Source organism: Pseudomonas sp. G11, assembly GCF_029457515.1.
In the GTDB taxonomy this organism is placed as follows: domain Bacteria; phylum Pseudomonadota; class Gammaproteobacteria; order Pseudomonadales; family Pseudomonadaceae; genus Aquipseudomonas; species Aquipseudomonas gorinensis.
Genome location: NZ_CP120377.1, coordinates 5,239,695 through 5,263,931, shown reverse-complemented (window position 1 = coordinate 5,263,931; position 24,237 = coordinate 5,239,695). Strand labels below are relative to the sequence as shown.

Annotated in this window: 23 protein-coding genes; 17 read left to right on the top strand and 6 right to left on the bottom strand. The window is 60.8% G+C overall.

Going from position 1 to position 24,237, the window contains the following annotated elements:
- Positions 1 to 33: 33 nt before the first annotated feature.
- The 10 genes from P2T68_RS24035 (at position 34) to P2T68_RS23990 (ending at position 10,122) form a co-directional block, all read left to right on the top strand.
- Entirely contained in the window at positions 34 to 606 is a 573-nt protein-coding gene (locus P2T68_RS24035) for a cupin domain-containing protein (RefSeq protein ID WP_102623752.1), read from the top strand.
- Positions 603 to 1,595 (top strand): fumarylacetoacetate hydrolase family protein, encoded by a 993-nt coding sequence (locus P2T68_RS24030; RefSeq protein WP_277378404.1) that lies wholly within the window; start codon positions 603 to 605, stop codon positions 1,593 to 1,595. The genes P2T68_RS24035 and P2T68_RS24030 overlap by 4 nt, the downstream gene beginning before the upstream one ends.
- Positions 1,586 to 2,593, top strand: a complete 1,008-nt coding sequence (locus P2T68_RS24025) for an NAD-dependent epimerase/dehydratase family protein (RefSeq protein ID WP_277378403.1) — start codon at positions 1,586 to 1,588, stop codon at positions 2,591 to 2,593. Before P2T68_RS24030 ends, P2T68_RS24025 begins: the two co-directional genes overlap by 10 nt.
- Positions 2,580 to 3,365, top strand: coding sequence for a cyclase family protein (locus P2T68_RS24020; RefSeq protein ID WP_277378402.1), 786 nt, complete (start codon positions 2,580 to 2,582; stop codon positions 3,363 to 3,365). The genes P2T68_RS24025 and P2T68_RS24020 overlap by 14 nt, the downstream gene beginning before the upstream one ends.
- A complete protein-coding gene (locus tag P2T68_RS24015; protein ID WP_277378401.1) occupies positions 3,362 to 4,093 on the top strand; it encodes a FadR/GntR family transcriptional regulator in 732 nt (243 codons plus the stop codon). The genes P2T68_RS24020 and P2T68_RS24015 overlap by 4 nt, the downstream gene beginning before the upstream one ends.
- A complete protein-coding gene (locus P2T68_RS24010; RefSeq protein ID WP_024074561.1) occupies positions 4,090 to 5,040 on the top strand; it encodes a LysR family transcriptional regulator in 951 nt (316 codons plus the stop codon). The genes P2T68_RS24015 and P2T68_RS24010 overlap by 4 nt, the downstream gene beginning before the upstream one ends.
- A 99-nt stretch (positions 5,041 to 5,139) precedes the next feature.
- On the top strand, positions 5,140 to 6,150 hold the full coding sequence (locus P2T68_RS24005) for an NAD(P)-binding domain-containing protein (RefSeq protein WP_102623755.1): 1,011 nt from the start codon (positions 5,140 to 5,142) through the stop codon (positions 6,148 to 6,150).
- Positions 6,151 to 6,178: 28 nt separating this feature from the next.
- The gene (locus tag P2T68_RS24000; protein WP_024074563.1) at positions 6,179 to 7,195 is read left to right on the top strand and encodes a dihydrodipicolinate synthase family protein; all 1,017 of its coding nucleotides are present in this window, start codon (positions 6,179 to 6,181) and stop codon (positions 7,193 to 7,195) included.
- Positions 7,196 to 7,211: 16 nt separating this feature from the next.
- Positions 7,212 to 8,681 carry an NAD-dependent succinate-semialdehyde dehydrogenase gene (locus tag P2T68_RS23995; RefSeq protein ID WP_277378399.1) on the top strand — a complete coding sequence of 490 codons (1,470 nt, stop codon included), beginning with the start codon at positions 7,212 to 7,214 and terminating at the stop codon, positions 8,679 to 8,681.
- A gap of 307 nt (positions 8,682 to 8,988) precedes the next feature.
- Positions 8,989 to 10,122 (top strand): FAD-dependent oxidoreductase, encoded by a 1,134-nt coding sequence (locus P2T68_RS23990; RefSeq protein ID WP_277378398.1) that lies wholly within the window; start codon positions 8,989 to 8,991, stop codon positions 10,120 to 10,122.
- A 120-nt stretch (positions 10,123 to 10,242) separates the two neighbouring features.
- Here P2T68_RS23990 and P2T68_RS23985 read toward each other — a convergent pair whose 3' ends face one another.
- The 3 genes from P2T68_RS23985 to P2T68_RS23975 form a co-directional block, all read right to left on the bottom strand.
- Positions 10,243 to 10,977 (bottom strand): EthD domain-containing protein, encoded by a 735-nt coding sequence (locus P2T68_RS23985; protein WP_277378397.1) that lies wholly within the window; start codon positions 10,975 to 10,977, stop codon positions 10,243 to 10,245.
- Between the two features lie 330 nt (positions 10,978 to 11,307).
- A complete protein-coding gene (locus P2T68_RS23980; RefSeq protein WP_024074567.1) occupies positions 11,308 to 12,234 on the bottom strand; it encodes a glyoxylate/hydroxypyruvate reductase A in 927 nt (308 codons plus the stop codon).
- Positions 12,235 to 12,341: 107 nt separating this feature from the next.
- Positions 12,342 to 13,421 carry a tartrate dehydrogenase gene (locus P2T68_RS23975; RefSeq protein ID WP_069076200.1) on the bottom strand — a complete coding sequence of 360 codons (1,080 nt, stop codon included), beginning with the start codon at positions 13,419 to 13,421 and terminating at the stop codon, positions 12,342 to 12,344.
- A gap of 107 nt (positions 13,422 to 13,528) precedes the next feature.
- On the opposite strand from P2T68_RS23975, the gene P2T68_RS23970 reads away from it, so the two are divergent.
- From P2T68_RS23970 to P2T68_RS23960, 3 genes are all read left to right on the top strand, one after another.
- On the top strand, positions 13,529 to 14,440 hold the full coding sequence (locus P2T68_RS23970; protein WP_277378396.1) for a LysR family transcriptional regulator: 912 nt from the start codon (positions 13,529 to 13,531) through the stop codon (positions 14,438 to 14,440).
- 228 nt (positions 14,441 to 14,668) lie between these two features.
- Positions 14,669 to 15,718: an ABC transporter substrate-binding protein gene (locus tag P2T68_RS23965; protein WP_024074570.1), complete on the top strand. Its 1,050-nt coding sequence runs from the start codon at positions 14,669 to 14,671 to the stop codon at positions 15,716 to 15,718.
- Between the two features lie 9 nt (positions 15,719 to 15,727).
- Positions 15,728 to 17,461, top strand: a complete 1,734-nt coding sequence (locus P2T68_RS23960; RefSeq protein ID WP_277378394.1) for a GMC family oxidoreductase N-terminal domain-containing protein — start codon at positions 15,728 to 15,730, stop codon at positions 17,459 to 17,461.
- 37 nt (positions 17,462 to 17,498) lie between these two features.
- Here P2T68_RS23960 and P2T68_RS23955 read toward each other — a convergent pair whose 3' ends face one another.
- Positions 17,499 to 18,926, bottom strand: coding sequence for an aldehyde dehydrogenase family protein (locus P2T68_RS23955; protein WP_102623760.1), 1,428 nt, complete (start codon positions 18,924 to 18,926; stop codon positions 17,499 to 17,501).
- 139 nt (positions 18,927 to 19,065) lie between these two features.
- Between P2T68_RS23955 and P2T68_RS23950 the strand changes: the two genes are divergently transcribed.
- From P2T68_RS23950 to P2T68_RS23935, 4 genes are all read left to right on the top strand, one after another.
- Positions 19,066 to 20,013, top strand: coding sequence for a LysR family transcriptional regulator (locus tag P2T68_RS23950; protein WP_024074573.1), 948 nt, complete (start codon positions 19,066 to 19,068; stop codon positions 20,011 to 20,013).
- A 142-nt stretch (positions 20,014 to 20,155) separates the two neighbouring features.
- Positions 20,156 to 20,860 carry an HAD-IA family hydrolase gene (locus P2T68_RS23945; protein WP_024074574.1) on the top strand — a complete coding sequence of 235 codons (705 nt, stop codon included), beginning with the start codon at positions 20,156 to 20,158 and terminating at the stop codon, positions 20,858 to 20,860.
- Between the two features lie 60 nt (positions 20,861 to 20,920).
- Complete coding sequence (locus tag P2T68_RS23940; RefSeq protein ID WP_277378393.1) at positions 20,921 to 22,204, top strand: FAD-binding oxidoreductase; 1,284 nt, start codon at positions 20,921 to 20,923, stop codon at positions 22,202 to 22,204.
- Between the two features lie 14 nt (positions 22,205 to 22,218).
- Entirely contained in the window at positions 22,219 to 22,929 is a 711-nt protein-coding gene (locus P2T68_RS23935; protein WP_024074576.1) for a cupin domain-containing protein, read from the top strand.
- Positions 22,930 to 23,014: 85 nt separating this feature from the next.
- Here the strand turns inward: P2T68_RS23935 and P2T68_RS23930 are convergent, their stop codons facing one another.
- Together P2T68_RS23930 and P2T68_RS23925 are read right to left on the bottom strand one after the other, a co-directional pair.
- The gene (locus P2T68_RS23930) at positions 23,015 to 23,506 is read right to left on the bottom strand and encodes a winged helix-turn-helix transcriptional regulator (protein WP_024074578.1); all 492 of its coding nucleotides are present in this window, start codon (positions 23,504 to 23,506) and stop codon (positions 23,015 to 23,017) included.
- A gap of 38 nt (positions 23,507 to 23,544) precedes the next feature.
- Positions 23,545 to 24,231 (bottom strand): hypothetical protein, encoded by a 687-nt coding sequence (locus P2T68_RS23925; protein ID WP_277378391.1) that lies wholly within the window; start codon positions 24,229 to 24,231, stop codon positions 23,545 to 23,547.
- Between the last annotated feature and the right edge of the window lie 6 nt (positions 24,232 to 24,237).

Sequence of the window (24,237 nt, the reverse complement as noted above, 5' to 3'; positions counted from 1 at the left end):
GCGGTGTTTTGCCAACTGATTGAGGAGTCGAACATGCAACAACTTCCAGGTTTCAAACGCGTGGTCACCGGGCACGATGCCCACGGCCAGGCGGTGGTCGCGCTCAGCGGACCGACACCCAACAGCTTCCCGCTCAAGGCCGTGCCCGGTACGGTATTCCATGAGATCTGGAACAGTGGCGCCAGCCCGGCCTTACTCGACAATGGCGAGGACCCCACCCGCAAGCCGCTTCAGTTGAGTCCGGCGCCGCTGGGCAGCGTTATCCGTGTGGTGGATATCCCGCCCGACAGCGTACAGAACCAAGTCAGCGCCGAGGATGCCGCGGCGGCCTTCGCCGAAATTGGCCAGGCCCATGCCGGCACGGGGCAGGCAGATTCCAAACACAAGCTGATGCACCGCACCGAAACCCTCGATTACGGCGTGGTCACGGAGGGGGAGGTCTGGTTGGTGCTCGATGGCGAGGAGGTGCATCTCAAGCGCGGTGACATCGTCGTGCAGCGAGGTACCAACCACGCCTGGAGCAATCGCACCGAGCAGATGGCACGCATGTTGTTTGTGCTGCTGGATGGCCGCTTCGCGCCCGAACTGCAAGGAGGCCAGGCATGAAGCTCAGTACCTTCAAGAATGATAGCCGCGACGGTCGCCTGCTGGTGGTGTCGCGCGACCTCGCCTGGGCGGCCGATGCCAGCGATATTGCGGCGACGTTGCAGGTTGCCATTGAACAATGGTCGAGCGTCGAAACCGCGTTACGCGCGCGCTACGACGCCTTGAATGAAGGCACCCTGGCCGGCGCCTTCGCCTTCGATCCGCAGCACGCTGCCGCACCCTTGCCACGTGCCTGGCAATGGCTGGATGCCTCGTCCTTCCTCAGTCATGGCGAGCGCATGCAGAAAGCGTTCGCGCTGGATCCGATCGAAGGTGTTGAACACACACCCTTGATGTATCAGGGCTGTGGCGATGATTTCCTGGGGGCCCACGACGACATCGTGCTGCCCAGTGAAAGCCACGGTATCGACTTTGAAGGTGAATTCGCGGTGGTGGTCGATGAGGTGCCCATGGGCTGCTCGGCGCAAGACGCCGCCGACCATATTCGGCTGATTGTGCAAGTCAACGACGTCAGCTTGCGTGCGCTGGCCCCCCGTGAAATGAAGACCGGCTTCGGGTTTATCCAGGCCAAATCCTCGTCAAGTTTTGCCCCGGTGGCGATCACCCCCGACGAGTTGGGCGAGGCCTGGCGGGACGGGCGTGTGCATTTGCCACTGAGGGTCGAATGGAATGGCCAGTGGTTCGGGCATGCCCACGGTGGCGCCATGCATTTCGGCTTTCATCAGTTGATCGCCCACGCGGCGCTGACCCGGCGCCTCGGGGCCGGCTGCGTGATCGGTTCTGGCACGGTTTCCAATGCCGACCCCACGGTTGGCGCGGCCTGCATCGCCGAACGTCGTGCCGTCGAGATGATCGAGCAAGGGGCGCCGCAGACGTCCTTCATGCGCTTCGGTGATCGCGTGCGCATGGAAGTTCTCGACCTGCGCGGGCAGTCGGTCTTCGGGGCGATAGACCAACGTGTCGTGCACGGAGGCCTCCCATGCGCGTGATGATTACCGGGGCCAATGGTTTTGTCGGCCGGGCGCTGGTCAACCGATTGCTCCAGGCGAATGAATGGCAAGGCCGTTCGATCAGCGCGTTGATCCTGCTGGATAAAGAGTTGGTGGGGTTTGCTGACGATAAACGCCTGCGTCGGCATTGCGGCAGTGTGACCGATGCCGCGTTATTGCGTCGCGCCCTGGCCGATGGCATTGATGTGGTTTTTCACCTGGTCAGCATCCCTGGGGGAGCGGCCGAGCAGCATTATTCACTGGGCTATCAGGTCAACCTGCTGGCAAGCCTGGAGTTGCTTGACCAGTTGCGCGCGCAGCCTGGCGCGCCGGTGCTGGTGTATGCGAGCAGCGTGGCGGTGTACGGCGGCGACCTGCCGGCGCGCCTCGATGAGCGCGCCGTGCCACACCCGCAGTTGAGTTACGGTGCGCACAAGGCGATGGTGGAAATGGCACTCAACGACCTGGCCCGACGAGGCGAGGTGGACGGCCGTGCCGTACGCCTGCCCGGCATCGTTGCCCGTCCACGTGAACCCAACGGGCTGCGCTCGGCGTTCATGAGCGACCTGCTGCATGCCTTCGCCGAAGGCCAGCCGTATTGCTGCCCGGTTTCACCGCAGGCGCAGGCCTGGTGGATGTCGGTGCGGTGTTGCGTGGATAACCTGTTACGGGCCGCCGAACTGCCGGCCGCCGAGCTTGGCGAGTCACGCGTCTGGCAACTCCCGTTGTTGCGCCTGTCCATTGCCCAGGTCATCGATGCCCTGGCCGCTGTCTATGGCCAGGAACGCCGTGCGCTGATCAGCTTCGCACCGGATGCCGGGCTGCAAGCGTTGTTTGGCAACTTCCCGGCCATGAAAACCCCTCTGGCCCGTGCCCTTGGCTTTCGCCATGACGGCTCGGCTGCCGCCTTGATACGAAACAGTTTGAATGCTGCTGCCCCGGCGCGTCGTGCGCGTGGGCGGGTGGCGCTTGGAGTGAGCGAACATGCAATCAACTAAACGCCGCCTGGTGGACCTGTCCGTTACCCTGGACAACAACCCCTACACCGATCCACCGCCGTTGCTGCCGAAAATCGACTACATGGACCATCAGCAAGGCTGGCCGGAGATGGCCGCGATGTTTCCCGGCCTGTCCAAGGCGCAACTGCCTGGCGACGAATCCTGGGCGGCTGAGCGCCTGCAGATCACCACGCACAGCGGTACGCATATGGACGCCCCCTGGCACTATGCCTCGACCACGGATGGTGGCAAGCCGGCTTTCGGCATTGATGAGTTGCCGTTGGACTGGTGCCTGCAACCCGGCGTGAAGCTGGATTTCCGTCATTTTCCCGATGGCCATGTGGTCAGCGCCGCCGAAGTGCAGGCGGAGCTGGCGCGCATCGACCACGTGCTGCAGCCGTTGGACATTGTCCTGGTCAACACCCGCGCCGGCGCGCTGTTCGGTCAGCCAGGGTATCTGGATGCCGGGGTCGGTATGGGCCGCGAGGCTACGTTGTATTTGCTTGAGCGCGGTGTGCGTGTGGTCGGCACCGATGCCTGGAGCTGGGATGCGCCGTTCAAGTACACACGCGAACGCTTCGCGGCCACGGGCGATGCCTCGATCATCTGGGAAGGGCACAAGGCCGGGCGTGACATCGGCTACGGCCAGATGGAGAAACTGGCCAACCTGGAGTGCCTGCCGGCCCATGGTTTCCAGGTGTCCTGCTTCCCCTACAAGATCCGGCACGCGTCGGCCGGTTTCGTCCGTGCCGTAGCGATTTTCGAGGCGTGAACGTGCCGGCGGCCGCAGGAAAAAAACGCAGCAGCCTGTCCCAGGGGCTGGAGGCGCTGCTGTCCGGGCACATTCTGGAGGGGCGACTGCGTGGCGGTGAACAGTTGCCCACCGAGTCGGCCCTCATGCTTGAGCATGGGGTCAGCAGGACCGTGGTGCGCGAGGCCATGTCGCGTCTACAGGCTGCTGGAATGGTTGAGACACGCCACGGGATCGGCACGTTTGTGCGCGGCAGCGCCCTGTCGCTGGGGGCATTCATCGATCCGGCTACTCTTGGCATCCTCGATGATTCGCTGGCGATCATGGAGTTTCGAATCGGTCTTGAGGTGGAAGCTGCCGGGCTGTGCGCCCAGCGACGTCGTCCGGATCAGTTGGCCGGGTTGCGGGGGCTTCTCGATCAACTCGGACAGCCAGCCGTCAGTGTCAATGACAGGGCGGCGTTGGATTTTCAGTTCCATCTGAGCATTGCCCAGGCGACAGGTAATCACTACATCGCCAACACACTGGCCAACCTGGGCGTGATCATCATTCCGCGCAGTCGATTGGATTCTGCGCGTTTGTTTCATGATGAGCCGTTGCACTATGAACAGCGCATGCAAAGCGAGCATGAACAGATCTATCAGGCGATCCTCAACCAGGACGCTGAATACGCGCGCGCGGCCATGCGCCTGCATCTTCAGGACAGTCGCGAGTACCTGCAGCAGGCTCGCCAAGAGTTGAGGCCATGAAGGACCTTCAGAGTGCCGATGTACCGGGCAATGGCTCGCACTATCCGGCAACAGCGCTGACCATCATCGATCCTCGCTGGACCTTGTTCGTGCGTGTCGTGGCGGCTGGAAGTCTCAGCAAAGCCGCGGTACTGCTGGATATGCCGCAGTCCATGGTGAGTCGCAATATTGCCTTGCTCGAGTCGCAATGTGGCGAGCGCCTGTTTCATCGCACGGGGCGCGGGGTGGTCCTGACCGAATTTGGGGAGCAACTGCTGCCGTGCATATCGGATCTTCTTGCGGACGCTGAAGGCCTTGCCGATGACATTCGCAACCTGCGGGGAAAGCCGGTGGGGGAGGTGGTCGTGGGCATGTTGCCGTCTGCGGTGCGTCGGTTTGCCGGGACGCTTTTTTCTGCGGTACGCGCCCAGATGCCCGGTGTGAGGTTGCACCTGATCGAGGGCGCGAGCGCTCAACTCGAAGAGCAGTTGCACGATGGTCGTCTGGATATGGCGCTGGTGCTGCGCGAGAGCGAGGCAAGCATCGGGCAGGCCCATCTTGTGGCCAGGCTGCCGTTGCACCTGGTAGGACCGGCCGCCGATCCGCTGTTCGTCAAGCGAGATATTGCATTAAAAAATCTATCGAGGTTGCCATTGGTCGTGCCTGGGCGACCGCATCTGTTGAGGGCCAGGCTCGACCATCTGGCCACCGAGCAAGGCGTGGAATTATGCGTTGCCGTCGAAGCCGACTCCGTGCAGCTCCAATATGAAGTCGTCGCCGCGGGTGGCGGCTATGCGATCGCCTCTGTGCTACCGGGCTCTCTGGACCCGCGACTGAGTTCGTCACGTATCGTCGAGCCGCTTCTCGAGCGCTTTGTGGTACTGGTCGAGTCACCACGTCGCCCCTTGACCCGTGCCTCCCGTGAAGTGCGACGCTTGATCGGCAGCCTGGCGATGCCATCGATTTGAGCGATAGCTGCTTTCGATCCCCAGCAGTATTCGGTGGGGGATGTGCCTCGTAGGGTGTCAGTCAATCACCGACTGATACCCGATTGCGAGGTTAGCGCTATGCATCACGCCCAACAGCACCACGTCGTGGCCCCGACGCTTTTTCTCAGCGATGCCGATGTGGCCTCGCTCGCCGACTGGAGCGCCGCCGTCGCGGCGCTCGCCCAGGCCTATGCCAGCCCCACCTCGGATGCCATGGTGCCGCCCCGTTCGATGGCGCGGGGCGATGGGATCTGGCTGCGCAGTTTGACCGCCGTACCACCGACTGGCGGCCATATGGGCTGCAAGCTGATTGCTGCATCCATGCGGGCACGTTGCGCTAGCTATTTGATCGCGTTGTTCAACCAGCAAACCATGGCGCTCAGTGCCCTGATCGACGGCAATCGGGTAACCGGATTGCGCACCGCGGCAACCGCTGCGCTGGCGGTGGATTTGCTGGCGCCCCAGCGTGCGCTGCGGGTGGGTGTGATTGGCGCGGGGTTCGAGGCGCGTGGCGCCTTGGATTGCCTCAAATCCGTGCGCGATGTCGCCCATGTTCGCGTGTTCAGTCCAACGCCTGCGAGCCGCGAACGGTTTGCCGACAGCTTCAGGCCGGGGCTGGATATTCACGCGGTGGGCAGCGCGCAAGAGGCCGTGCAGGACTGTGATGTGGTGATCTGTGCCGCCCGCAGCCGTGACGAGTCTCCAGTACTGCAAGGCGCGTGGATTGGCCCGGGTACCACAATCGTATCGTTGGGTTCGACCTTGCCTGAACAACGGGAAGTTGACCCGGTCACGATGGAGCGAGCCGTGTGCATCGTCGCGGATATGCCGCAAGAGGTACTCCACGATACGGGGGATGCCATTGCGGCGATCACTGCCGGTGTCTATGTCGCCGACAAATTGGTCGCGCTGTCGGACCTGGTGGCAGGGCGTGTCATCCCGCGCCAGAACGACAGCGACATCGTTCTCTACAAATCGGTGGGCTCGGCCTTGCAAGACGTTGTCATTGCGCAAGTGCTGTACGAGCGCGCCCGGCAACAAGGCCTCGGCATCGAGTTGCCTGCCAGCATTGTCCCTGTCTCGAAATAACCCCTCCACTGTCCGAAGGAAAATCATCATGGCGACTTACAACAAAGCGGATGCCCGTGCCTGGGCGCGTGAAAACCTGGTGGGCTGCTCGGCTGTCACCCTCCCAAGCTTCAGTGCTGATCTGAAGCGCCTCAATGAGCGTGGCATACGCCACGACATCGAACATACGGTCGGGCTGGGCTACAGCGCCACGTTGCTGTGCAGCGAGCTGGCCATCTCTGCCCAGGAAAACGCGCAATTCACCGCTTGGGCGCGTGAGTCGGGGAAAAGCCTGATCCTGTTCTTCCACGCGGCTTTTGGCACGCTTGCCGAGAATATCGAGGCGGTGAAGCTCGCCGAGAATGCCGGTGCTGACATCGTCCTGCTGTCCTATCCGCCACAGTTCTGGCCGACCAGCGAGCAGGAAATCTACGACTACACCAAGGCATTCTGCGACGCGACGGACCTTGCCGTCATGCTCTTCCCGATTCCGCTCTGGGGCTTTGAGCGCGTGCATCCGGCGGGGATGTCATTGGAATTGGTCCGTCGCCTGCTGGCCGATTGCCCGAATATCGCCGCCATCAAGTCCGAGCAAGGGTTCCCATTGCCGGCGGGCATTTGCGAGATGTACCACCACTTCCGTGACCAAGTGGTGATCAGTTGCCCGATCGAAGGCGATGCGATCCCCTTGATGAGCCTGATGAAGCTGCAGTTTTCCGGCACCAGCAACACCGCCTGGATGAGCGACTACTACCCGAAAGCTTTCGAGCTGGCCCGCACGGGGCGTTTCGAAGAAGCGATGGAACTGTACTGGAAGGTCAATCCGGCACGCAGCGCCAACGGCGCCGCCGCGCAAAGCTATGCCGGCGGCACCGGTGTGCTCAACCGCACGATGTGGAAATACCAGGACTGGCTCGCCGGCTTCAACGGCGGCCCGCTCCGCGCCCCGGCGATGCGTGTGCCGGATCGCTTCATGAAGTCTCTGCGTCAAGGGTTGGTCGCGTCGGGGCTGCCAGTGACTTCGGACCCTGATGCCGCCTTCATGATCGGGCGTCACCCGTGCTGATCAGGAGGGTTGCACCGTGAAGCATTTACTTAAGGACCCGACACTGTGGCGTACCGGAGCCTACATCGCTGGAGAGTGGTTGACCGAGACGCCACACGGTCGTTACACGCTGCGTAATCCGGTGGATCAAACGGTGCTGGCCGAGTTGCCGCGCTGTCGCGAAACTGAAGTCCGGCACGCCATCGACGCGGCGCAGGAGGCCTTTGGGCCGTGGCGGCGCCTGACGGCCAAACGCCGTGGCGAGGTGTTGCGCCGTTGGTATGAGTTGATGGTTGAACATCGGGAGGATATTGCCACGCTGATTACCCTGGAGGAGGGCAAGCCCCTGGAGGAGGCGCGCGGCGAAGTCGATTACGCGGCGTCTTTTGTGCGCTGGTTTGGCGAGGAAGCCACGCGGGTACGTGGCGAAATGATCCCCGGCGTAAAGGACACTCAGCGCATCGTTGTACTGCGCGAACCCATCGGGGTGTGCGCCGCGATCACGCCTTGGAACTTTCCCGCTGCCATGATTACGCGCAAGGCCGCCCCGGCCCTCGCGGCCGGCTGCACGATGGTCGTGAAACCGGCCAGTCAGACGCCCCTGACCGCACTGGCGCTGGCCGAACTCGCGCAACGCGCGGGTGTGCCGGCCGGTGTTTTCAGTGTGATCACGGGTAACGACACCCGCGACATTGCCGGTGAGCTCACGGCCAACCCGTTGGTGCGCAAGCTCACTTTCACGGGCTCCACCGAAGTGGGTCGGTTGTTGCTCGCGCAAGCGGCGCAGACGGTGAAGAAATGCTCCATGGAGTTGGGCGGCAACGCCCCGTTCATTGTCTTCGACGATGCTGATCTGGATGCCGCCGCTGACGGGGTGATGTTGGCCAAGTTTCGCAATGGCGGGCAGTCGTGCATCGGTGCCAACCGGGTGCTGGTGCAGTCAGAGATTTATGACGCACTGGCCGAACGCATCGTCGAGCGCATGGCACGCCTGAAGGTGGGCAATGGCCTGGAACCGGGTGTGCAGGTCGGGCCGTTGATCGATGATGCGGCAGTACGAAAGTCCCAGGCCCTGGTTGATGACGCGCTGGCGCAAGGGGCTCGACTGCTGTCCGGCGGCAAGCCCCATGTGCTGGGAGGAGGTTTCTTCCAGCCCACCCTGCTGGCCGACGTGACCCATGGGATGCGGATCGCTCGTGAAGAGATCTTCGGCCCGGTCATGCCGCTGTTGCGTTTCGACCGCGATGACGAAGCCATTGCGATGGCCAACGACAGCGAGTTTGGCCTGGCGGCGTATCTGTTCAGCCGTGATGCGGCACGCATCTGGCGCAACGCCGCTCGTATCGAATCGGGCATGGTGGGCATCAACTGTGGTTTGATTTCGAATGAGGTCGCCCCCTTCGGTGGCGTCAAGCAGAGCGGTCTTGGGCGCGAGGGATCGCACCTTGGGATCGACGAATTTCTTGAAGTGAAATACCTCTGCTGGGATGGCTTGGAAAGCGTGTGAATCCGTGTCGTTGAAGGCCGATTGATTGCGGTTCGAATGAACTGCAATCAATCGGCTTTTTTATTTATCCGTAGGTACGCGGATAACACCGGGTTTTGTCGCAACGCCAAGACCCATCAGCTGAAGCGATACCTCGGATTGTGCAAAGCGATTTCAGCGCAGATAACCAATTCGATAGTCTCGTCGTTGATCTGACATTTTCCGTCGGAAACTCATGACTCTGCAGCATTGACTCGACGACGCCGCAACGCTCGTCGGTGTGCCATGCACTGTCAGCCGGGTGAATAAGAATAATTAGGAGAGCGTGATGATTGCAGCAGTCAATAAGGTCCTGGTGATCGGAGGAGGGTTCTCCGGTATGACCGCGGCTATCCAGCTCGCCCGCCAGGGGGTGGAAGTTGACCTGGTCGAAATAGATCCTTTGTGGTGCCCTCTAGGGGCGGGAATTACCCTGAGTGGGCCCACGCTACGAGCGCTTGATACCGTTGGGATTCTTGAACAGGTGGCCGCGCAAGGGTATCTGTCGACCAATTTCGATGTGTTTTCACCGGCAGGCGACCTGATTGTGCAGTTGGCGCTTCGACCTCCGCTCAGTGATAAAGCGATTCCTTGTGGCGGCGGCATTCTGCGCCCGGTGCTGGCTCGTATTTTTGCCGACAAGACACGGGAAGTAGGCACCCATGTGCGCCTCGGCATCACGTTCGACGGCATCATCGAGCACGCGGATGACCTTGAAGTGTCTTTCACCGACGGCACCTCTGGGCGCTATGACCTGGTCATTGCCGCCGATGGTGTGCATTCGCAGATACGAAAGGCGTTTTTCCCCGAAGCGCCTGCGCCGAAACCCATTCACCAGAGTGTCTGGCGTGCTGTACTGAGGCGTCCGCCGGAAATCGTGCGGCCCAGTCACTGGCTCGGACGCACCAAGGTTGGCGTCAATCCGATTTCCGAAATGCACATGTACATGTTCCTCATGGAAAGCCGCGAGTTTTCCGAGTGGATCGATCCGGCCAGTTGGCCAGGTGAAATGGCGCGGCTGCTGGGTGAGTTCCCCGCCCCGATCCTGCAGGCGCTGGTGCCTCAATTGTATGAGCCGGGCGCCAATATCGACTATCGTCCGCTGGCCAATCTATTGGTGCCGTTGCCCTGGCATAAAGGCCGTATGGTGATGATTGGGGACACGGTGCATGCCACCACGCCACATCTGGCTTCCGGGGCTGGAATTGGTATTGAGAGCGCCATCGTGCTCGCCGAAGAGTTGCTCGCCAGCGCCGATCTACAGACTGCCCTGAACCGGTTCGAAGCGCGGCGTTGGGAGCGTTGCCAGCTCGTGGTCGAAAACTCCGCGCGGCTGTGCGAGATAGAAAAAAGTGGGGGTGACAAGGACGAGCATGCTCAGATCATGCGCGAGTCTACTGCGATGTTGGCCGAGCCCATCTGATAAATGAGTCGCTGTTCTGGTGCCTGGCACTTATGTCTAGGGTGTGCGGCACAGGACGCGGACTCAGCGGCTTGAGTCCGCGTTGACGCGCGGTTGAGCACAGTTCCGTTGATTAAGTGTTTACCGGTTCAGGCCCATAATCACCACCTCTTTGACATATACGAAAAAAGACTCCGCTGACACCACAATCCCTTCGTCAGAAAGCTGTTGGAACAGTGCGCGCTGATACTGACGAAAACTGGAAAGAGCGCTTTCACTTTCAAACCACATGCTGCAAGCGCCTTCATATACCGTTATGTCGGGTCCGAAATAGGCGGTTACCCTGTCACCTTCAGGCAGGTATCTGGAACGAACATGCCGACGGAGTGCACTTTGAAAGTCTGGGTGTCGGCTGATGATTGCCTCGTGCGCCGAATCCCATGCGCTGAAAAACGAATCCAAAGACACCGTTGGATTCTTTTTCAAAAAAATCATCACTTTGCTGTTGAGGGACCCTGAACTTGCAGGGACGGTTTCGACTTCATCCATCAACTGAGCGGCCTGGTTAGACAGGTCCGCGAAGTTTTTTGCATCAGGCCCTACGGTTTGTTGGGTATAGGGATCGCTGAACGTGTGAATCAAACCCGGCATATCATCAAAAAATAACTCCGTGATGGAGTCTCGGTGAAAACCTCTTGTATAGGTCACATCGGAGTCCACTCCGAACGCGCCGTCGATGATATGGTTTTGTACGTATCGTTTGACACTCAATGGTTTGGCTCGAGCGATTTTTCCGTGCTGATGCTCTATATATTCCAAAAACTCAGCATGGGTCATTCCAGGTTTTCGGCGTACGGCGGCTAGCATTTTAATCATGAGAGCTCTCGCGTTTATTGGACTGATTTTAAATGAATGTAGTGTCCTGAATATTTAATGCATATTTGTTATGCGCGATGTTCGGGCGTTACTTTATTCAGCAATAAAATATATAACCAGAACGGACTGGCGAACCAATCAGCGTTTCCGCTAGGAGGTATCGCGCAATAGCATGCTTGACGAGCCTTGGGTGGGTGTCGGCGCGCATTTCCATCGGCTCGGTGGCGAGCCAAATGGCATCGATGCGGATCACTGGAGCCGCTCGCGGACACCGTCGGCCTTAGTGCTGGAGTTCAGAAGGTGACTTGGCCGGACGTACTGTGCGGAGCCTCAGTAGCCATGATCGCGCTTGATCAAGCCTTGCATGGGCTTGCCGACCTGATGACGCCTGATATTGGCCAGCAATACCTCGAACGCGCTCTGCGGTGCCGTCATTGCGCCAACGTGCGGCGTCAGCCAGACATGTGGGTGCTGCCAGAACCGATGATCCGGCGATGGCGGTTCTTCGTTGAGCACGTCGAGAATGGCGTGGCTCAGTTGTCCGCTATCCAGCGCTTGAAGTAGATCGTCTTCCTTGAGATGACCGCCCCGGCCCAGGTTGATCAGGCTGGCACCCTTTGGCAGTGCGGCCAGCGTCCTCGCGTTTAGTATGTCGCGAGTGTCGTCGGTCAGTGGCAGTAGGCAGATCAGAATGTCGCACTGGCTGAGAAAGGACTCGAGCTGGTCGTCGCCGGCATGGCATTGCACACCGTCGATACTCTTCTGCGAGCGCGCCCAGCCATGCAACTGGAAGTTGAACGCACGCAGGCTCTGCAGCACCGCAACGCCCAGATTGCCCAGGCCCATGACGCCAATCCGACGTTGCGCTGCCGGGGTCAGGAAGTGGTCTTGCCAGCGCCCGGCCTGTTGTTGATGCAGGTACAGAGGGATCTGTCGGTGCAGGCTCAACACGGCGAAGCAGGCGTACTCGACGATGCCTTGGGCAATGCCGGGGTCGAGCATGCGGACGACCTTGATAGGCTCTGGCAGCTCGCCGAGGTCGAATTGATCGACTCCCGCCGAGGTGGCGAAGATCACTTGCAGGTTCGGGAAGCGTTCATGCAGCTGTCGTGGCGGTTGCCAGGCGGCAAAGTAGCGTACTTGCGACGGGTCGCCAATGTCCGGCCAGAAGCGCACGTCGATGTCCGGCGCGTGTGTTTCGAACAGCGATTTCCAGGCGCGGCCACGGGCCTCGTCGACTTTGAATAGCAGGGTCATGGTGTCTCTCGCAAGCGCTGGCAAGGTATTCAGACGATGCCAAAGTCACACGCAACAATCTCCCGTATCACGGGCCGTGAACGGAAGATTGCGCGTTATTTGCCGGTTCAGACCGCAGCGGCGATGGCCTTGCCCAAGGCTTCGGTGTTGCCCTTGCCGCCAATATCGGCCGTCAATGGTGCATTATCCGGCCCCATCGCCAGTACGGTTTCGATGGCAGCCAGCACCGCTGCGCCCGCCTGCGGGTGGCCCAGATGTTCGAGCATCATCGCGCCACACCAGATCTGTCCGATCGGGTTGGCGATGCCTTTGCCGGCGATGTCCGGCGCCGAGCCGTGCACCGGCTCGAACAGGCTCGGGAAGTTACGCTCCGGGTTGATGTTGGCTGACGGCGCGATACCGATGGTGCCTGTGCAGGCGGGGCCGAGATCGGAAAGGATGTCACCGAACAGATTGCTGGCGACCACCACATCGAACCAGTCCGGATGCAGGACGAAGTTCGCGGTGAGGATGTCGATGTGGTACTTGTCGACCTTTACCTCAGGAAATTTCTTGCCCATCTCGACGACGCGCTCATCCCAGTACGGCATGGTGATCGCGATGCCGTTGGACTTGGTGGCGGAGGTGAGGTGTTTCTTCGGGCGGCTCAGAGCCAGGTCGTAGGCGAACTTGAGAATGCGGTCGACGCCGACGCGGGTCATGACGGTCTCCTGTAAGACGATTTCCCGGTCGGTGCCGGGAAACATCTTGCCGCCGACGCTGGAGTATTCGCCTTCGGTGTTTTCCCGTACGACCCAGAAGTCGATGTCGCCGGGCGCGCGATTGGCCAGCGGCGCCTTTACCCCCGGCATCAGGCGGCACGGGCGCAGGTTGACGTATTGGTCGAACTCACGACGGAACTGCAGCAGCGAATCCCACAGGGAAATGTGATCAGGCACGACGTCTGGCCAGCCCACCGCACCGAAATAGATCGCGTCGTAGTCTTTGAGAATGTCGAACCAGTCGTCGGGCATCATTTTGCCGTGGGCCAGGTAGTAATCGGCGCTGGCGAAATCGAACCAGTCCCATTGCAGTTCCAGGTCGTGTTTGGTCGCCACGGCGTCGAGTACGCGCACGCCTTCGGGCATGACTTCCTTGCCGATGCCGTCGCCGGGGATCACCGCGATTTTGTACTGGGCTTTGCTCATGGGTTCGACTCCTGGGATTGATGTGGACTGATTGCCAGTGTATGCAGTGGCCCTGTATTAATAATTAGCCTTGAGCGAAAGCCATTCTTAGTTTTAAGGAAAGAATCATGGCGATGATCGATGACTTGAGTTTCTTCCAGCAGGTGGCGACACGCGGCAGTCTCACCGAAGTGGCGCGGCACCTCGGCCTGTCGTTGCCAGCGGTGAGCAAACGCCTGAGCCAGCTTGAAGCGCGTCTGGGCGTGCAGTTGCTGCAGCGCACCACCCGGCGACTGTCGCTGACTCCGGAAGGGACCTTGTACCTGGAAGGAGGACGGCCGATCCTGCGGCAACTGGAAGAGCTGGAGAGTGCGCTCAATCGCCGACAGCCGACGTTGCAGGGACGCTTGCGGATCAACGGCACCCTGGGTTTCGGTCGACAACACCTGGCACCGGTGGTCTCCAGCTTTGCCCGATTGCACCCGGAGTTGGAGCTTTCCCTGGAGTTGTCCAGCCAGCCTTCGAGCTTGCTGGATGACCAGTTCGACATGAGCGTGTGCATGGGCGAGCCACCCGATTCGCGACTGATCGCTATGCGCCTGCTGGAAAACCCGCGCATTCTCTGTGCTTCCCCGCAATACCTTGAAGCTATGCCTGCTCTGTCAGGGGGGGAGGATCTGGTCCGGCATAACTGCATCGTGCTGCGTCAGTTCGGCAGTGATTACGCGATCTGGCGTTTCAGCAAGGATGGCCAGGATTACTCGCACAAGGTCAGCGGAACGCTGTCGAGCAACGATGGAGAAGTCGCGTTACGCCTGGCCCTGGACGGGCATGGACTGATCCTGCGTTCTCGCTGGAATGTTCAGGATCACCTTGAAAGCGGGCGCCTGCGGGCGGTTTTGAGCGATTACCAGGCTCCCAGGGCCGATATCTTCGTGGTCTATCAGCATCGCCGGCATACTCCGCAACGCATCTCGGTGTTCGCCCGTTACCTCGCGCAGGAGCTGGCCAGACGCTTGCCGTTCGCGGCGCTCAAGTAGGCGAGTGGCCCGCGCGAACGAGGGCAGGTGCCTGTAGAAATAAGCATGATCTGAGGTTATGACATCTCTGACTATTCGTGCATTGCCCTCTGCTGTCATGCTCTTGTAACGTCGAAATGTCCCGCTCGGTCGAACAATAAAATCAAACCTGAGCAAAGCACGTGGGTGCAGGGTGTTCAGTCGAGGTTTTAACGCTGCCGAATTAATCTACGTCCAGGATGATTTGCCATGAAAACCTTGTCTGTTGCTCAAGCGTTCGGTTCCGTCATTTCCCTGTTGAGTCTTTCGGTGGCGTGCGCGATGCCCGCCGTGGCCGCGGAAATCACCTTTGTCTCCCAAGGCGGTGCTTACCAGGAGGCCCAGACGAAGGCCATTCTGGATCCGGCAGCCAAACTGCTGAACATTACCATCAAGCAGGACAGCGCCCCCGACGCCTGGCCGATGGTCAAGGCCCAGGGCGAAGCGAAAAAACCGGTCTGGGATGTGATCGATACACCACCCTCCAACTGCCTGCGCGGTGGCAAGGAAGGGCTTATCGAACCGCTGGACCTGAGCAAGCTGCCGAACGTACAGAACATGCCGGCGGCCTACCGCACTCCATATTCGGTGGCCTACGAGTTCTATTCGTCGGTCATTGGCTACAACAAGAAAAACCTGAAGAAAGTGCCGCAGACCTGGGCCGAATTCTGGGACGTGAAGAACTTCCCCGGCGTGCGTGCCTTGCGTAACGATCCGATGAGCACCCTGGAGGCGGCGCTGCTGTCTGACGGCGTGCCCCGTGACAAGCTTTACCCGCTGGATGTCGACCGCGCCTACAAGCGTCTCGAGCAGATCAAGCCGAACATTGCCGTGTGGTGGACCTCGGGTGGTCAGTCGGCGCAATTGCTCGCCGATGGCGAAGTCGACATGCTGATGATCTGGAACGGTCGAGCCAGCGCCGTGCAAAAGAGTAATCCGGACGTGGCCTTCACCTACAACGACGGCCTGCTGCAAAACACCCAGTTGTGCATCCTGAAAAATGCCCCCAACTATGCGGCGGCTGTGAAGTTCCTCAACGAAGCGGTATCGCCTGAATTGCAAGCCAACCTGCCGCTCTACATTGACTACGGTCCAGGTAACCCGGCGGCGTTCGCCACGGGGAAAATTACCCCCGAGCGGGCCAAGGAACTGCCAAGCTCGCCGGATAACGCGGCCAGGCAAGCGCTGATGTCGGAAGAGTGGTGGGCCTCCGCTGAAGGGATTGCCGCCAAGGATCGCTGGCTCAAATTCGTTCAGTAAGGTGTCGGCATGATCGATTATTTGATTCTGGGCGGTGGTTCGGCCGGCTGCGTGCTGGCCGCCCGGCTCTCGGAGGACCCCGACAAACAGGTGTGTCTGATCGAGGCGGGGCGCGATATTTCCCTGCACACGATGCCCGCCGAGATACGTAGCCGTTACCCGGGGCGCGCCTATCTGGATGCCAGCAATATCTGGCAGCGCCTGACCGCGTTGATGGGCCCGCGTGCCGGTGCCACCCGGCGCTATGAGCAGGCGCGGATCCTCGGTGGGGGCTCGGCGATCAACGCCCTGATGACCAACCGTGGTGCGCCCGCCGACTATGACGAATGGCAGGCGCTGGGGGCCGAAGGCTGGAGCTGGAACACCTGCCTGCCGTACTTTCGCAAGCTGGAAAACGACACCGACTTTTGCGGGCCGCAGGACCAGGCGCTGCATGGCCGCGACGGCCCGGTCAGGATCCGGCGTACGCCATCGGAGCGCCTTTCGCCTTTCGTCAAAGGTGTGATGAAGGTCCTGGGCGGGCGTGGCCTCGAGCACAAGGCCGATCAGAATGGGCTCTGGGAGGAGGGCGTGTTCGTGGGTGCCATTGGCGTCAGCGAGCAGGGCGAGCGAATCCCGACGTCGGTGTGTTATCTGACCGATGAGGTGCGCAAACGCCAGAACCTGACCCTGCGCACCCGCTGCGTGGTGGATCGGGTGTTGATTGAGGCCGGTCGTGCGACAGGCGCCAGGATTATCGACAGTCATGGCGTCGTCGAGTCCTTGCGGGCGCGTGAAGTCATCGTCTGTGCCGGCGCGATCCACAGCCCTGCGGTGTTGCTACGCAGTGGGATTGGTCCGGCGGACGACCTGGCTTCTCTGGGCATTGCCCCGGTGGTGGACCGGCCAGGGGTGGGGGCCAACCTGATGGAGCATCCTTCGATTGCGGTGTCTGCGCTGCTCAATCGCGAAGGTCGCACGGCGTTTCCCGAAGAGCACCATGAGCAGGCCATCGTGCGTTTTTCATCCGGGCTGGATGACACGGTGCCGTGTGATATGCATGGCGCAATCCTTTCTCGATCAGGCTGGCATTCGATCGGTTATCGACTGGGCACGATGTTTTTCTGGGTCAACAAATCCTATTCCCGTGGCCATCTGCGCCTGACATCCAGCGATCCCCATGACGAACCGCACGTACGCTTCGGCATGCTCAGCGATGGCCGCGACCTCGAACGTCTGAAGCAGGCATTGCGCTTCGGCGCCCAGACCTTGTCGGCGCCCGCCTTGAACCGGGAATGCAGTGTGGTGTTTCCATCGAGTTACTCACCACGAGTGGCCAGGGTCGCAATGCCGGGCTGGTTCAATGCACTGCAACGCGGCGCCTTGAGCGTGTTGCTGGATATCGCCGGGCCGTTGCGGGGCTTGCTGATTCAGGGCCTGGTGACTCAGGGGGTCACCCTGAAAAAGCTGCTCGCCGATGACCAGGCCCTGACCGAGTTCGTGCAGCGCAATGTCGGTGGCACCTGGCACCCGTCAGGCACTTGCCGCATGGGGCGCGCCGATGATCCGCTGGCAGTCACCACCGGTGATGGCCGCGTGATCGGTGTCGCCGGGTTGCGGGTGTGTGACGCTTCGCTGATGCCTTCGATTCCCTGCGCCAATACCAACGTCCCGACCCTGATGATCACCGAGCGCATGGCCGATCTGATCAAGGCTGAGGCGAAAATGTCAGGCAGTGTGGCCACGGTGGCGGCTCGACTGTAGCCATCACCTGGCCGGCGAGCCTGTCAGGGCGGGGGCATCAAGCTCCCCAACCGACAATTCCCTTCACTTCCAGAAACGCCTCCAGCCCCCATTCGGCGTACTCACGGCCGTTGCCCGATTGCTTGTAGCCACCAAACGGCGCGCCGGAATCCCAACTCGGATAGTTGATGTACACACTGCCGGCACGCATTTGCAGGGCAACGTCGCGGGCCCGCGCTTGGTCCGTCGATTGAACGTAAGCCGCCAGCCCGAACACGCTGTCGTTAGCCATGCGGACTGCGTGCGCTTCATCCTCGTAGGCCTGGATGACCAGCACCGGTCCGAAAATTTCTTCGCGGGCGATGGTCATATCCTGGGTGACCTGGGCGAAGATCGTCGGCTGTACGTAGTAACCCTGGGGCAGGTGATCGGGGCGACCTGGACCGCCGCACACCAGTTGTGCACCTTCGTCGATGCCGATGGCAAGCATTCGCTGGATGCTGTCGTATTGGCGTTGACTGATCACCGGGCCCATGGTCGTGGCGTCCTCATCGGGCGCGCCAACGATATGTTTTTGCGCGGCGCGACGGGCGATGTCCACGGCCTGGTCGTGCAGCGCGACGGGCACCAGCATGCGCGTAGGCGCATTGCAGGATTGCCCGCTATTGCCAAAGCAACTGTCTACACCGTTGGTCACTGCCGCTTGCAGGTCGACATCGTCGAGCAAGATGTTGGCCGATTTTCCGCCCAATTCCTGATGCACACGCTTGACGGTCGGTGCGGCCAGGCGCGCGATTTCCGTCCCTGCGCGGGTCGAACCGGTAAACGAAACCATGTCCACGTGTGGGTGTGCAGACAGGGCAGCACCCACTGTCGGGCCGTCGCCGTTGATCAGGTTGAAAACGCCCGCCGGCACGCCGGCCTCATGCATGACCTCAGCGAACAGCAAGGCATTGATCGGTGCGATTTCACTCGGCTTGAGGACCATGGTGCAGCCGGCGGCGAGGGCCGGCGCGACCTTGCAGACGATCTGATTGATCGGCCAGTTCCAGGGTGTGATCAGCGCCACCACACCCACAGGCTCGTGGGTAATCAATGTGGTGCCACGGGATTTCTGGAACTCGAACGTGTCGAGGGTGCGCAGCAGTTGCTCCAGGTGACGTTTGCCGATCCCGGCTTGCCAGGCGTGGGACAAGGCTTTCGGGGCACCGACTTCCTGGACGATGGCGTCAGCGATTTCATCGTAGCGCGCCATGAAGACATCCAGAATCCGTTGCAGCAGTTGTTTGCGCTGCGCGGGTGACGTGCGCGAGAACCCTGGAAAAGCGCGCCGGGCGGCCATGACGGCAGACTCGACATCGTTCAGGTCTCCCATGGCGATTTCGCAGAATGCCTGCTCGGTGGCAGGGTTGATCACGGGCAGGCGATCGAAGCTGTGAGGCTCTACCCAGCGGCCATCGATGTAAAACTTCAAGGTGTTTTTCATAGCAGGGAAGGGTCTCGTGAGGGAGAGGAGTGCCGCTCCGAATATCCGTGGGTCGCCTTACGCAGCCGCTCACCAGAATAGGCGGGGTATTTTGTTCGGGACAATTTACTAATAGTTGTGCCAGGCATAAACTCAGGTCATGTCTAATCTACGTCGCAAGGTTCCCAGTTCCAGCTCATTGTTCGTCTTCGAGGCGGCCGCTCGATGTGGCAGCTTCACCCGGGCGGCGGATGAACTGTGCGTCAGCCAACCGGCCGTGAGTCGCATGTTGTCGCGCCTGGAAGAGCACCTTGGCGTGCAGCTTTTCGAGCGTGTTCATGGTGGGGCGAGGCTGACGGAAAGCGGCAGCATTTTGTACCGTCGCGTGCAGGAAGGCTTCAGTACCATCGAGTCGGCAATCAGTGAAATCGAGGCACGGGCGACGGGCATCGAGACCGTGACGCTGTCGGTGTCGACGGCGTTCACCACCCATTGGCTGATGCCGCGCATGAGTCGTTTCAGCCAGCGATTCCCCACTGTCGACATGCGCTATCAATTGATGTCCGGTAGGATCGGCGGCCCCTTGGTGGACGTCGATCTGGGCATGCGTTACCTCGAGGCGGGCAGCCTGAAGGCCACGGATACACTGGTTATTCCAGAAATTACCCTGCCTGTGTGCAACGCCCAGTACCTGGCGGATGTCGTTCAGGGCAAGGCTAAAAAACAGGTGCCGACGCTGATCAGCATGGACAACCAGGACCGCGGCTGGGCCGCCGCTTTTGAAACGCCGGGACGCGCCGACAACGCGCTGGTGTTCTCCGATTATGCCGTGGTGGTACAGGCCGCCTTGTTGGGCCAGGGCATGGCGCTGGGATGGTTGAACGTGGTGTCGAACTCCTTATGCAAAGGCGAGCTGGTGCCGGCGACGGACTCTTTTCGGGTCAACTCCCGGCGTTGCTGCCTGGTCGTTCCGGCCAATCGTCCAGTGCGCCCGATCGTGGAAAGCGTGCGTGACTGGATCATCGAGGAGATGCGTGAGGACATGCTCAGGATCGACGCGCTTTACCCTCATCTGGGGCTGCTTGCCGCCCTGGAATCGAGCCATTGAGCACAGGTGCGGCACGTCGAGTAAAAAAACAGTAGGTTATGCCTCAGGGGTAGGGCAAAACAAAATATTTCGCGAGAATGCGGGCAGATAATGGGCCTGTCCAGTCAGCTTCACCCTTACGACTTTTCTTGCGGAGCGCCCTATGTCTTTCAAGCAGTTCAAAGCCCTGACGTTCGACGTTGTCGGTACCCTGATCGATTTCGAAGCCGGAATCCTGGCCCATGTACGCGAAGTCGCGGGTGAAGCGGGCAAGGCCCGCAGCGACGACGACATCCTCAAAGCTTATCGCGAGGCCCGTGCCTCGACTGATTCGGGCTGGTGGCCGGATGACCTGGAGCGTTGCTACCACGTCATCGCGTCCAAGTTGGGGCTGCCGGACAACGACGACTATGCCAAGGGCCTGGCGCAGGCGGTGAAGAACTTCCCGGCCTTCCCTGATTCTGTCGAAGCGCTCAAGCGCCTGCGCAAGCACTTCAAGCTGGTGGCCACCACCAACTCGCAGATCTGGGCGCTGAACTACATGGCCGAAACCCTCGACCAGCCGTTCGACGTACGGGTCACCGTCGACGATGTGCGCTTCGAGAAACCCGATCCGCAGTTCTTTGCCTACACCCGTGGTGTGCTGGCGACCCAGGGCATTCTGTTCGAGAACATCCTGCACGTTGCCCAGAGTCAGTACCACGACATCGGCGTGGCCATGCGCCTGGGTTATCAGACCTGCTGGATCGAGCGTCGTTTTGCCCAGAAAGGCACCGGCGGCACCCTCGAATCGGAACGCACCGAGCCGCATTACCACTTCACTTCGCTGGCGCAATTGGCCGACGCGGTCGAGAAAGAGCTGGGTTGATCCCCTCGGCGCTTGGGCCTTGGCCGTGAGCGCCAATCCTTATTGAGTCGAGAGGCTGGCATGACTGTTCAGAGCTTATGGGCGGCCACCGCCCAACCGGCACCTGCGCTGCAATCCCTGGAAGGCGAGCGGCAGTGCGACGTGGTGATCATTGGTGCGGGTTACACCGGCCTCTCGGCAGCCCATCACATTGCCCGCAGTGGTCGCGAGCCCCTCATCGTCGAAGCCAATACCCTGGCCTGGGGCGCGAGCGGACGTAACGGCGGTGTGGTGTCACCGAAGTTCCGGGTGGGCTTTCCCACGCTCATGGCGCGCTTTGGTCGTGACACTGCGTTGCAGATGTACCACACCGGTTATGCCGCGGTGGACAGCCTGGTGGAGATGGTTGAAACCCTTGGCCTGACCGGGGCCGAGCTGCATCTGGGCGGGCACGTCGCGGCGGCGCACAATGTCCACGCGCTGGGCGCGCTGGAGTCCACCGCGAACTGGATCAAGCGTGAAACCGGCGGTACGTCATCACGGATGATCTCGGCCGACCAGGTGCGGGAAATGACCGGCTCGACGATCTTCGCCGGCGGCCTGCTGACCCCCAAGGCCGGCGGTATCCACCCTTTGAACTACGCGCGCGGCATGGCCCGCCACTTGGCCGGCCATAGCGTGAAAATGTTCATCAACAGCCCGGCCGAGCAGGTCCGTCGCGAAGGCGACCGGGTGATCGTGCAGACGCCGCAAGGGCGGGTCAGTGCCAAGCAAGTGATCTACGCTACCAATGGTTATTCCGACCAGACCCGCGCCACCGATACGCTGCACCGACGCTTGATTCCTTTCCGCAGCGCGATCATCGCCACTGAGTCACTGCCACCGCACATCCTTGCCACAATCATGCCGGGTGGGCAGGTGTGTGGTGACACCAAGCGCATGTTGCGCTGGTTCCGCGTTATCGGTGATCGCGTGATTTTTGGTGGGCGGGGAGCGTTCGGCAAAGGCGATTCACAAAGCGCCTTCGATGCTTTGCAGCGCAGCATGGGCGACGTTTTCCCGATCCTGCGCGACCAGCCTATTGCTTATCGCTGGTCGGGCCTGGTGGCCATGACCCTGGATTATCTTCCCCATGCCGGCCAGCTCGATGAACGCAGCTACTACGCCATTGGCTACAACGGTGGCGGGGTCGCGATGTCGACCTGGATGGGCAAGCAACTGGCCGCCATGACGGCGGGCGAGAAGGTCGAGCTCGGTTTGCTCGCAGGCGAGCATTTCAACCCCATTCCTCTGCATGCCTTCCGCGCACCGGGCGTTCGCCTGGCGGCGGGCTGGCAGCAATTTCTAGACATCATCGGCCGATGAGCGAGCGTTAAGGTATGCCACCGATTCTGCATTACTCCCACCCCTACACTGATCGTCAATTGCCCTGCGCCGCATTCGCCCTGCAGGGCGATCCGCTGGCGGCCGGGCGAGTCATCAACTTCCACGACCCCGTGCAGGGCTATGCCGCAGGCAGTAGTGTCAGCACCGGTGCGAACCTGTTGATCGAGGCGTTTCCCTGGGTTGAACTGGGTGTGGTTGAAGCCGGAGAACTACGTTTGCAGGGTGAGGGTTTTGACCTGCAGCTGACGGCAGGGGATTGCTTCGTCGTGCCTCGTGGACTCCGTGTGCGTTGGCACCATCACGGGCAATTGCGCCGGCTGTTCATGGTGTTTCCGGGGCTTTCAGCCTCCACGCAAATGCCCCGCCTTCCGATCAGAATCGACCTGTCCCAGGCGCTTGCACCGGCGAGTCCGCCGGCAGCCAGTGTGCTGTTGACCGCGACGCCCAAGGCCTGGAGCGAAACCCTGTTCAGCGCCGGCAACCTGCGTGTCGGGCTGTGGCAATGCGAGGCGTACGCGCGCAAGCAGGTCGAGCCGGGTTACAGCGAGCTGATGTTTATCCTTGAAGGCTCGGTGACGTTGCGGGCTGAACAGGGCGACAGCCATCATGTGCGGGCGGGAGAAACGGTGATCGTGCCCCAGGGCGCCACCAATGCGTGGGTCAGCGAAGAGACCGTACGCAAGGTGTTCTGCATCTTGTCGTGAGTTCGGCAAAGGGCCGGCAGGATCCATCCGACCTGCAGCGGCGCGCTGGCCAACGGTACGGCCAGCCGCACCGCTGCAGGTTTTTTTAGACCGCCCGAACCAGGCTGCGCAACGGCACGGTGCTCTTGACCACCGGCGATTTGATCACGATGTAGCTGAAGTACTTCTCGATGCCGATTTCCTTGTCGAGGATCGATTCCATCAGCTCCTGATAGTGCTGGATGCTGCTGCACAGGAAGCGCACCAGGTAGTCGTAGCCGCCGCTGATCAAGTGGCACTCGAGCACTTCGTCGATGTTGCGGATGCTCGATTCGAACTTCACGAAGTCGGCACGCTTGTGATCCGAGAGGGTCATTTCGGTGAACACGGTCACCGAGTTGGCGAACTTGGCCAGATTGACGTGGGCTTCATAGCCGCTGATGTACCCGGCGGCCTCCAGGCGTTTGACACGTTGCAGGCAAGGGCTGGGCGACAGTCCAACGGCTTCGGCGAGGCTGACGTTGGTCATGCGCCCGTCCTTCTGCAATTGGACCAGGATGTTGATGTCGATACGGTCGAGCTTGGTTGCAGCGTCCATTGATCAGTCCTCGCAATGTCAAATCAGGGCCGTCGTACTCAGGTGTGCAATGCCTTTTGATGGGCATGGGCCAAGTCAGCGAGGCTGGCGTATTCACAGCGCTTGCCGTCCATTGCCTGAGGCGAATGGTTCCACGGCTGGGCATGGCCGCGCCGTAGTGTGCAAACCGGAAAATCCACCCGCTCGTTCCACGGGTCATCGCTTTCCGTGCTGCGCACCGGTAATAGTTCCGATCGCTCCAGCCCCAGGCGATGCAACTCGCTCTCCAGGCTGTTGTGCCAATCCTCGTCGCTGGGTTCAATGATCGCATCGAATTCGACCGGCAAGCGACGGGCCAGGGCAAGTACATCGATACCCTGGGGTGGGGCAATCAGTATCAAACGGTAGAACTTGCCCAGGTACTGGAGGGCACCGGGGGCGTCTTCGAAAATCGGCCACCAGGATGAAGAGCTACTGAATGCCACACTTTCATCCCAGCCCGGAATGGTTTGCAAATGTTGCGCCACACGATGGTAGAGCTGGCCGTGGAAAGCCGCTGCGCTGATCTGCGGTGCACGGCTGGCAAGCTCTTGCGCCACCTGTCGGTAAGTACTGAGTAGCTGCGCATCACTGGCGCTGGATTCACTTTGCACTGCCAGCGGTCGCAGGCCTTCGAGGATGCCCCGTTCGCGGTCAACCAACGTGCTGAATGACAAGCCCAACGCCTTGTATTGGGTGACTCTCATGACTTG

What these genes read in the sequence shown, in the direction of transcription:
- P2T68_RS23970 (WP_277378396.1), top strand. Translation starts at nt 13,529, where the DNA reads ATGGCGATGATCGATGACTTGAGTTTCTTCCAGCAGGTGGCGACACGC.
- P2T68_RS24035 (WP_102623752.1), top strand. Translation starts at nt 34, where the DNA reads ATGCAACAACTTCCAGGTTTCAAACGCGTGGTCACCGGGCACGATGCC.
- P2T68_RS24025 (WP_277378403.1), top strand. Translation starts at nt 1,586, where the DNA reads ATGCGCGTGATGATTACCGGGGCCAATGGTTTTGTCGGCCGGGCGCTG.
- P2T68_RS23960 (WP_277378394.1), top strand. Translation starts at nt 15,728, where the DNA reads ATGATCGATTATTTGATTCTGGGCGGTGGTTCGGCCGGCTGCGTGCTG.
- P2T68_RS24020 (WP_277378402.1), top strand. Translation starts at nt 2,580, where the DNA reads ATGCAATCAACTAAACGCCGCCTGGTGGACCTGTCCGTTACCCTGGAC.
- P2T68_RS23925 (WP_277378391.1), bottom strand. Translation starts at nt 24,231, where the DNA reads ATGAGAGTCACCCAATACAAGGCGTTGGGCTTGTCATTCAGCACGTTG.
- P2T68_RS23940 (WP_277378393.1), top strand. Translation starts at nt 20,921, where the DNA reads ATGACTGTTCAGAGCTTATGGGCGGCCACCGCCCAACCGGCACCTGCG.
- P2T68_RS23945 (WP_024074574.1), top strand. Translation starts at nt 20,156, where the DNA reads ATGTCTTTCAAGCAGTTCAAAGCCCTGACGTTCGACGTTGTCGGTACC.
- P2T68_RS23990 (WP_277378398.1), top strand. Translation starts at nt 8,989, where the DNA reads ATGATTGCAGCAGTCAATAAGGTCCTGGTGATCGGAGGAGGGTTCTCC.
- P2T68_RS24000 (WP_024074563.1), top strand. Translation starts at nt 6,179, where the DNA reads ATGGCGACTTACAACAAAGCGGATGCCCGTGCCTGGGCGCGTGAAAAC.
- P2T68_RS24030 (WP_277378404.1), top strand. Translation starts at nt 603, where the DNA reads ATGAAGCTCAGTACCTTCAAGAATGATAGCCGCGACGGTCGCCTGCTG.
- P2T68_RS23930 (WP_024074578.1), bottom strand. Translation starts at nt 23,506, where the DNA reads ATGGACGCTGCAACCAAGCTCGACCGTATCGACATCAACATCCTGGTC.
- P2T68_RS23965 (WP_024074570.1), top strand. Translation starts at nt 14,669, where the DNA reads ATGAAAACCTTGTCTGTTGCTCAAGCGTTCGGTTCCGTCATTTCCCTG.
- P2T68_RS23935 (WP_024074576.1), top strand. Translation starts at nt 22,219, where the DNA reads ATGCCACCGATTCTGCATTACTCCCACCCCTACACTGATCGTCAATTG.
- P2T68_RS23955 (WP_102623760.1), bottom strand. Translation starts at nt 18,926, where the DNA reads ATGAAAAACACCTTGAAGTTTTACATCGATGGCCGCTGGGTAGAGCCT.
- P2T68_RS24005 (WP_102623755.1), top strand. Translation starts at nt 5,140, where the DNA reads ATGCATCACGCCCAACAGCACCACGTCGTGGCCCCGACGCTTTTTCTC.
- P2T68_RS23975 (WP_069076200.1), bottom strand. Translation starts at nt 13,421, where the DNA reads ATGAGCAAAGCCCAGTACAAAATCGCGGTGATCCCCGGCGACGGCATC.
- P2T68_RS23980 (WP_024074567.1), bottom strand. Translation starts at nt 12,234, where the DNA reads ATGACCCTGCTATTCAAAGTCGACGAGGCCCGTGGCCGCGCCTGGAAA.
- P2T68_RS23950 (WP_024074573.1), top strand. Translation starts at nt 19,066, where the DNA reads ATGTCTAATCTACGTCGCAAGGTTCCCAGTTCCAGCTCATTGTTCGTC.
- P2T68_RS23985 (WP_277378397.1), bottom strand. Translation starts at nt 10,977, where the DNA reads ATGATTAAAATGCTAGCCGCCGTACGCCGAAAACCTGGAATGACCCAT.
- P2T68_RS24010 (WP_024074561.1), top strand. Translation starts at nt 4,090, where the DNA reads ATGAAGGACCTTCAGAGTGCCGATGTACCGGGCAATGGCTCGCACTAT.